The 6,928-nt window shown below is 44.5% G+C and carries 8 protein-coding genes; 1 reads left to right on the top strand and 7 read right to left on the bottom strand.

The window, feature by feature from the left end; all coding sequences use genetic code 11:
- From Q0R37_RS06060 to alr, 7 genes are all read right to left on the bottom strand, one after another.
- The coding region (locus tag Q0R37_RS06060; RefSeq protein WP_294752456.1) for a hypothetical protein at positions 1 to 496 on the bottom strand (496 nt) is incomplete at its 3' end.
- A gap of 63 nt (positions 497 to 559) precedes the next feature.
- A complete protein-coding gene (locus Q0R37_RS06055) occupies positions 560 to 1,489 on the bottom strand; it encodes a hypothetical protein (protein WP_294752455.1) in 930 nt (309 codons plus the stop codon).
- Positions 1,486 to 2,043, bottom strand: a complete 558-nt coding sequence (locus Q0R37_RS06050) for a sigma-70 family RNA polymerase sigma factor (protein WP_294752453.1) — start codon at positions 2,041 to 2,043, stop codon at positions 1,486 to 1,488. The genes Q0R37_RS06055 and Q0R37_RS06050 overlap by 4 nt, the downstream gene beginning before the upstream one ends.
- Before the next feature lie 368 nt (positions 2,044 to 2,411).
- Complete coding sequence (locus Q0R37_RS06045) at positions 2,412 to 3,479, bottom strand: branched-chain amino acid aminotransferase (protein ID WP_294752451.1); 1,068 nt, start codon at positions 3,477 to 3,479, stop codon at positions 2,412 to 2,414.
- 33 nt (positions 3,480 to 3,512) lie between these two features.
- Entirely contained in the window at positions 3,513 to 3,644 is a 132-nt protein-coding gene (locus tag Q0R37_RS06040) for a hypothetical protein (protein WP_294752449.1), read from the bottom strand.
- A gap of 128 nt (positions 3,645 to 3,772) precedes the next feature.
- On the bottom strand, positions 3,773 to 4,387 hold the full coding sequence (locus Q0R37_RS06035) for a TIGR04100 family radical SAM protein (protein WP_294752447.1): 615 nt from the start codon (positions 4,385 to 4,387) through the stop codon (positions 3,773 to 3,775).
- 98 nt (positions 4,388 to 4,485) lie between these two features.
- Positions 4,486 to 5,622 carry an alanine racemase gene (gene alr, locus Q0R37_RS06030; protein WP_294752445.1) on the bottom strand — a complete coding sequence of 379 codons (1,137 nt, stop codon included), beginning with the start codon at positions 5,620 to 5,622 and terminating at the stop codon, positions 4,486 to 4,488.
- A gap of 139 nt (positions 5,623 to 5,761) precedes the next feature.
- Here alr and Q0R37_RS06025 point away from each other — a divergent pair, with 139 nt between their 5' ends.
- Positions 5,762 to 6,457 carry an SLOG family protein gene (locus Q0R37_RS06025; protein ID WP_294752443.1) on the top strand — a complete coding sequence of 232 codons (696 nt, stop codon included), beginning with the start codon at positions 5,762 to 5,764 and terminating at the stop codon, positions 6,455 to 6,457.
- Positions 6,458 to 6,928 lie beyond the last annotated feature (471 nt).

Raw genomic sequence — 6,928 nt, 5'->3', positions numbered from 1 at the left:
TTTCGCCATCTTTCAAGCCCTTGATCATGAAGCCGACTTCTGCACCTACATTAGCGATTTCTATGTTGCCTTCGCCTTCATGCTCATAGGTGAGCTTCTCATCCTTAGAATTTTCTACTGGCACAGGCTCATCATCAATATCAGAGATCTCAAATACAATATCGAAGCTCTGTCCATCGGAAGATTTTGCTGTAAGAGTGGTTGTTCCTGCTTTCAGGCAAGATACCGTAACCTGTGTGTTGTCCTCATAGATGATCTTGGCGATGTCGCTGTCTGAGAGACTATACTCGATGCTTTCGCCATCTTTCAAGCCCTTGATCATGAAGCCGACTTCTGCACCTACATTAGCAATTTCTACATTGCCTTCACCTTCATGCTCATATGATAAATATGATTCAATAGGTTCATAAGCCATTGTTGTTATCGGAATTGTCGCAAATGATGTCATACCCAATGTTAGGGCAGTAATTAATGTTAACATTTTCTTTTTTTTCATAATAAGACCTCCTTTTTTACCATTGCTTATTGTTCGGATGGCAAACTACTTAAAATACATATTTTAATATTGCAATATAGGATCAGGATAAATTATTATTATGACCTCAAAGCTCTGACCATCAGATGACTTTGCGGTTAAGATCGTTTTACCTTCTTTCGAACAAAATATGGTGACCTGTTTGTTATCGGAGTATGCGATTTGTGCGACTTCTTCATCTGAAAGACTGTATGTTACAGATTCACCGTCTTTCAATCCTGTGATTATGAAGCCGATTTCAGCTCCGATATTAGCTTCTTCTGTAAAAGTATCTCCATCACCTTCATGTTCAAAGCTGAATTTACTTTCTTCTTTTGTTTGTGTTGTAGTGCTTGTAGTTTGTACTCCTGTATTAGTAGCTTGTAATGTTGTAGTTGTTTTTGAAGTAGTAGTTGATTCCGTTTTAGAAATAGGCAATGTTGTTTCATTATTTGACTCAGTAATGTTTTCTTCTGTCGTAATGGCCGTTGTTTCCGTTGTTGTCTGATGTTCACTCGTTGTTTCTGTTGAATAAACTGCTGTAGATAAAGATGTAGTGCTTTTATTCGTATATGTTGTTGATGTATTTGTTTCTTTGGCTTCGGTAACAATTGGATTCTCAGATTCTCTCTGACTTCGAGTCGGAACAAATGGATCATCAGGTGATATGCTTGATTTTGGATTAAAATAACTGATTATAAGCGGCAATCCGATCACAATGGCCAAACACGCTGCAACAGTGGCTATATACCCTGAAAAATGAATATGCTTTGTTCCTATCTTGGAAGGTGGAACTGAGTTATTATCATCGTCTGTTTCCTCTGGCTGGTACGGATCTGCAAGCCCAGGCAAGTCAGAGCTATTGGTGTCGGAGGGAGCTTTTGTTTTATTATCTGCAAACTCTTCATCAAAGCAAGTTTTTACAAGTTCTTCAGGAATATCGCCAAGTGCTTTCATAAGATCCATTGCATTCATAACAATCCCTCCTTTTCAAGATAATCCTTTAGCTGTTGCCTTAATCGCATTAATTTCATTTTTACAGCTCCGATACTCATATCATATTTCTGTGCAATAGCTTTAACAGAATCTGACATATAATATCTCTGTAGAAAAATGCGCTTAGACTCAGGCGGAAGAGTTTGAAGCCATGCTGTGAGTGCTGCGGTCATTTCTCTCTGCTCTATTTCACTTTCAACTTGTTCCTTCGCAGGGATAATCTCAGATATTTCGTCCAAAGCAGTAGAAAACTGAGTACCGCCGCGTTTCAGCCTATGAGCTTTTTCATATTTATTGATTGCTGTTCTGCGTACAAGTGCCGCAAGATATGCTGGAAGATGATTAGGACAATTCGGGGGGATTGAATTCCAAACATCTAACAACATATCATTTACGCATTCCTCTGCTTCTTGATGATTCCCAGTCATACGATAAGCAATCTGATAGCAGAGTGCACCATATTGTTCCTTAATTGTTTGCAGAACTTTCTCATCTCGCTGATTTAGCAGCTTAACAATTAATTCATCATGCATCGCTTCACCCCCTCTACTTAATAAGTCCGTGTTTTTTAGGTTTGGTAACGCTAATTTTTTTTTATTTTTTAGTATAACATAAAAAGTTGAAAAATTCAATATAAAAAAACAGCGGCACTTGCTTAAATGCCACTGTTTTGTCCTATTTCGGTTTGGTTATTCATTTGTTCCGCTAACGGAAGCGGGCTAATGCGCGTCCCTACACGCACGTGTAATTTCGGGCGGATAATATCCGCCCCTACTACTTTCTGATTTCTGCTTACTACTTACTCAAATCAAAATTCAGCAAAGCTGAATTTTGATTTATAGACGTTTACCGATAAAAAAGGCGCTTCCGTTTCGTAAGCGCCTTTAATAACTGATATTTATTATTCAACAGGAACGATCCAGTTGAACTTATCCTCGATCTTGCCCCACTGGATACCTGTCATTGTATCGTAGAGCATCTGTGAGATCTTGCCGATCTTGTTGCCGTTGATCTCCATTACCTTGTCGTTCCACTTAAGGTGACCTACAGGTGAGATAACAGCAGCAGTACCTGTACCGAATACCTCGTCAAGCTTGCCTGCGTCGTAAGCGTCAGCGATCTCCTGAATGTCGATACGTCTTTCCTCAACTGTGAGGCCCTTGCTCTTGCATACTTCAATAGCGGACTTTCTTGTGATACCCGGGAGGATAGAGCCCTGAAGCATAGGTGTTACTACCTTTCCGTCGATAACGAAGAAGATGTTCATAGCGCCTACTTCCTCTATGTACTTTTGCTCAACACCGTCGAGCCAGAGTACCTGTGAGTAGTTCTGCTTGTGAGCCTCGTCCTGTCCGATAAGTGAAGCAGCGTAGTTGCCGCCTGTCTTTGCGAAGCCCATACCGCCTCTTACAGCGCGGACATACTTGCTCTCAACGTAGATATTTACAGGGTTGAGACCGCTCTCATAATAAGCGCCCGAAGGTGAAAGAATGATTATGAAGAGGTACTGAGCGCCGGGCTTAACGCCGAGGAACGGATCAACTGCGATAATGAACGGACGGATATAGAGTGACTCGCCTTCCTTTGAAGGTACCCAGTCCTTTTCTACCTTGAGGAGCTCAAGGAGACACTTCATTGCAAGATCCTCGGGAAGCTCGGGGATAACAAGTCTTTCGTTTGACTTGTTGAGTCTCTTGAAGTTTTCCTGCGGACGGAAGAGCTGTACCTTGCCGTCAGCTGTTCTGTAAGCCTTTAAGCCCTCGAATACTTCCTGTCCGTAGTGGAGACACATAGCGGCAGGTGAGAGCTCGATAGGAGCATAGGGCTTGATCTCGGGATCGTGCCAGCCCTGTCCCTCGTCGTAGGGCATAACGAGCATATAGTCTGTGAAGATGTGACCGAAGCCGAGCTTGTCGCCGGGCTGTGGCTTAGCCTTGAGGCTTGCAGCCTTTGTGAATTTGATTTCCATATTATTCAACCTTCTTTTTATAATATTGACCTGTTAATCCGTGACCGAGAAATAATTCTTCTCGTAAATGCGCTTGCAGACGAAAACAGTCACCGCAGCCGCTGTAAGAGCGAGAACTGAGGTAGAGATCGAAGCCGCAAGTATTATCTTACCTTTTTTACTCATAGAAATTACTCCTTATCTCAGATTAGAGAAATCCTTCAATAAATAATTATACCATATTTCAGCATGATTTTCCATAGTATAACTGCATAAATACTGCACAAAATGGACTGTTGGAATATGTGCAGTTTTTAGTCGTCGTAGGTCCTCACGCGGAGATGAGCTCCGAGCTTTTCGGCAAGCTTACGGGAAGCTTCTATCTGCTCCTGAGGGATAACATCGACTACGGACATTATTACCTCTGCTCTGCCGACTTTTACGCAGTCCTTTGTGAACTTCTGGAGAGCCTCGAAAGCGTTGTCGAACTTAGGGCGTGTTACAGCCATATAGTCCTCCTTAGTGGGAGCATTGAGACTTATTGAAACGATGTCCAGCTCGTAGCAGAGCTCCTTTGCTATGCTCCTGCCGTGGATAAGGTCGCCGAGACCGTTGGTATTTATACGCAGTACAGGACATTTCTCCCTGCTGCGGAGATAAGCGGCGGTTTCAAGGACGGCGTCAAGGCGCTCTGTAGGCTCGCCGTAGCCGCAGAACACTATCTCGCGGTACTTTTTGATATCGCGCTTGTTAAGGTCGGCGGTTATTTCCTCCATTGAGGGCTCGTGCTCCAGCCAGAGCGGGTCGGAGCCGTAAGCGCCGTCGGCGTGGTTGCGTATGCAGAAGGTGCAGGCGCAGGGACATTTATTTGTAAGGTTGAGGTAGAGATTATCGCCTACCTCATACGATATAGTCATTGCTTTTGTCATATGTTTATCCTCCTTTGATTTAAGTGAGTAGATAGTAGTGAGTAGTAAGTAGTATTATGCAGTGAAGCTGCTTCTACTCTCTGCTTTCTACTCAATGCTCACTCAATATAGATACGGGGTACGCGCTTTGAGATACCGCATACCACTTCGTATCCGATAGTGCCGTAGACCTGCGCGAGGTCGTCGGCGGTGATGCGGTCATTTCCGTCAGTGCCGATAAGAGTAACAATATCGCCTGACTTTGCCTCAGGAACGTCGGAAACGTCCATCATCAGCTGGTCCATGCAGACTCTGCCTACTATCTTACAGCGCTTTCCGTGGACGAGTATCTCGCCCTTTGAGCTGAGCAGACGGGAATATCCGTCGGCATAGCCGATAGTGACAGTAGCGATACGCATTTCGCGGTCGGCAACGAATGTACGGCCGTAGCTTATGCAGTCGCCCGCTCTGACGGTCTTTACATGGGAGATAACGGCTTTGAGCTCCATAAGAGGTTCGAGACCCTCGGGGATATCAAGGCTCACATCGGGGTGCAGACCGTAGAGTATGATACCTGCGCGGGAAAGAGTGCTCCGAGAACTGTTCCTGTAGCAGGTGGCTGCACTGTTCATGAAGTGCAGGTGTCTGAGCTTTATGCCGTGCTTTACAAGTACGTCATAGGTATCGGTGATGAACTTCTCCTGCCTGTCGGTATATGCGATATTATCCGGGTCATCGCTGTCCGCAACGGCAAAGTGAGTATATATGCCCTCAACGGAGAGCTTTTCTATCTTCATCATGGCTTCTATCTCGGCAGCACACTCCTCGGGAGTATCATGCTTGAGACCAATTCTTCCCATGCCCGTATCTATTTTTATGTGGCAGCGGATAGGCTCGGCGCTGTTCTTTACGAGCTCGAGAGCATATTCCGTGGAGACAACGCCCTGTATTATATTGTACATGGCTATCTCGTGAGCGTACTCTGGGGGAGTATATCCGAGGATAAGTATTTCCGCCTGAGGCGCAAACTTCCTTACTGCTATCGCTTCGTCGAGATTGGATACCGCAAAGTACCTGATACCGCACTGCCCGGCAAGACAGCGGACAACGTGCTCGTCACCGTGACCGTAGGCGTCAGCCTTTACCACAGCCATTATTTCGGTATCGGGGGAGTTGAGCCCCTTTATTATCTCCACATTTTTTCTGAGCTTCGGCAGTGATACCTCTGCCCATGCTCTTTTCAGATACGGCTTCATTCCGTTATCCTTCCTTTCTGATATATATAACTCTATGCAAAATTAAAATTTAATTACAAGTCAAAAAAACGTCTTGAAATAAAATATGATGTATGTTATAATTTTCATGTATGATATTTTCGGGAAAGCGAGGTGTGCCATGCTTTTCTCACTTGATTCGGGAGTACCTGTGCTTCCGTCGGAAGAAGCGGAAATAGACTCTGCAAACGCGGTCTGCTTTACAGGGCACCGTGAAACAGGGATCGTTCCGTACAGGAAGGACCCGATATACAGCAGCATTACCCTGCGTACCGTTCAGCTCATGCTGTGCAGATACATAGATATGGCTGTGGAAAGCGGCTACAGGAGCTTTATAAGCGGACTTGCTGTGGGTACCGACCTCTGGGCTGCAAAGTATGTCCTTGCGAAAAAACGCTCGGACAGCAGTATACGCCTCATAGGCGTCATGCCGTTCCTGCGCCATGCGGAGCGCTTCAGCCAGCGTTACAAGGAGCTGCTTGCCGAGGCGGAGCAGGGCTGCGACCTTCTGCTCACCACCAATACCGATCCTGATGTGGTCTACGGAAAAAGCGGCGAGAATACTTCGCCCGAGGTATACAAGGTCCGCAATTACTTCATGGCGGACAATGCCTCTGCCGTGATCTCATACTTCAACGAGGGCTCGTTCAAATCGGGCACATATCAGACGCTGAACTATGCAGTCCGCAAAGGACTTAAGATACGCCGCTTCGGACTTGATGACGTGTATGCGGTCATTGACGAATGCGGTCCCGATATAGAAAGCATACGCCGCAAGCTGGTGTTTATGGACAACGTCTTTGAAGAGCCTTACTGATAAATGTCAGCTCAACAATAATTATAACACACTATTTTTTATAAATCAACAACAGTGTGAATATATCTTGATTATTTATTTGCGATGTTGAAAAGTCAGAGTCCTTCGGCAGCAAGATATCAACATCAGAAACGTCCCGATACTTCGGGAAATGCCGCCAATCTCAAGGCTAGCACAGCAGGAATTTGCCTGTATATCGTTGTTTTGACGGCGTGGAGCATGGGATCCGACATGAACGGGTGTTCTTTTTCAACAGGCTGTTGAATTGTGTGTTTAAACATCAATCGGCAATTCATTCATGTTGAAAATGTGGAAAACTCTGTGGACAACCGCAACTCAGCCATTTGTTTTTAAACTATAGCCGTGGGAAAAATTTTTTATTCATTTCATGGCGGATATTTTTCAGACTTGTGTTATACGATAAGTTGATATTACTGATATTATAATAAAAAACAAGAGAATGATAATGAT

The organism is uncultured Ruminococcus sp. (assembly GCF_946415235.1).
In the GTDB taxonomy this organism is placed as follows: Bacteria; Bacillota; Clostridia; order Oscillospirales; family Ruminococcaceae; genus Ruminococcus.
The sequence above is the reverse complement of the archived record's forward strand: the minus strand, read 5'-3'. Positions and strand labels throughout refer to the sequence as shown.

Excerpts from the sequence above, each read along its gene's own strand:
- Q0R37_RS06025 (WP_294752443.1), top strand. The coding sequence starts at position 5,762 with ATGCTTTTCTCACTTGATTCGGGAGTACCTGTGCTTCCGTCGGAAGAA.
- Q0R37_RS06040 (WP_294752449.1), bottom strand. The coding sequence starts at position 3,644 with ATGAGTAAAAAAGGTAAGATAATACTTGCGGCTTCGATCTCTACCTCA.
- Q0R37_RS06055 (WP_294752455.1), bottom strand. The coding sequence starts at position 1,489 with ATGAATGCAATGGATCTTATGAAAGCACTTGGCGATATTCCTGAAGAA.
- Q0R37_RS06035 (WP_294752447.1), bottom strand. The coding sequence starts at position 4,387 with ATGACAAAAGCAATGACTATATCGTATGAGGTAGGCGATAATCTCTAC.
- Q0R37_RS06050 (WP_294752453.1), bottom strand. The coding sequence starts at position 2,043 with ATGCATGATGAATTAATTGTTAAGCTGCTAAATCAGCGAGATGAGAAA.
- alr (WP_294752445.1), bottom strand. The coding sequence starts at position 5,622 with ATGAAGCCGTATCTGAAAAGAGCATGGGCAGAGGTATCACTGCCGAAG.
- Q0R37_RS06045 (WP_294752451.1), bottom strand. The coding sequence starts at position 3,479 with ATGGAAATCAAATTCACAAAGGCTGCAAGCCTCAAGGCTAAGCCACAG.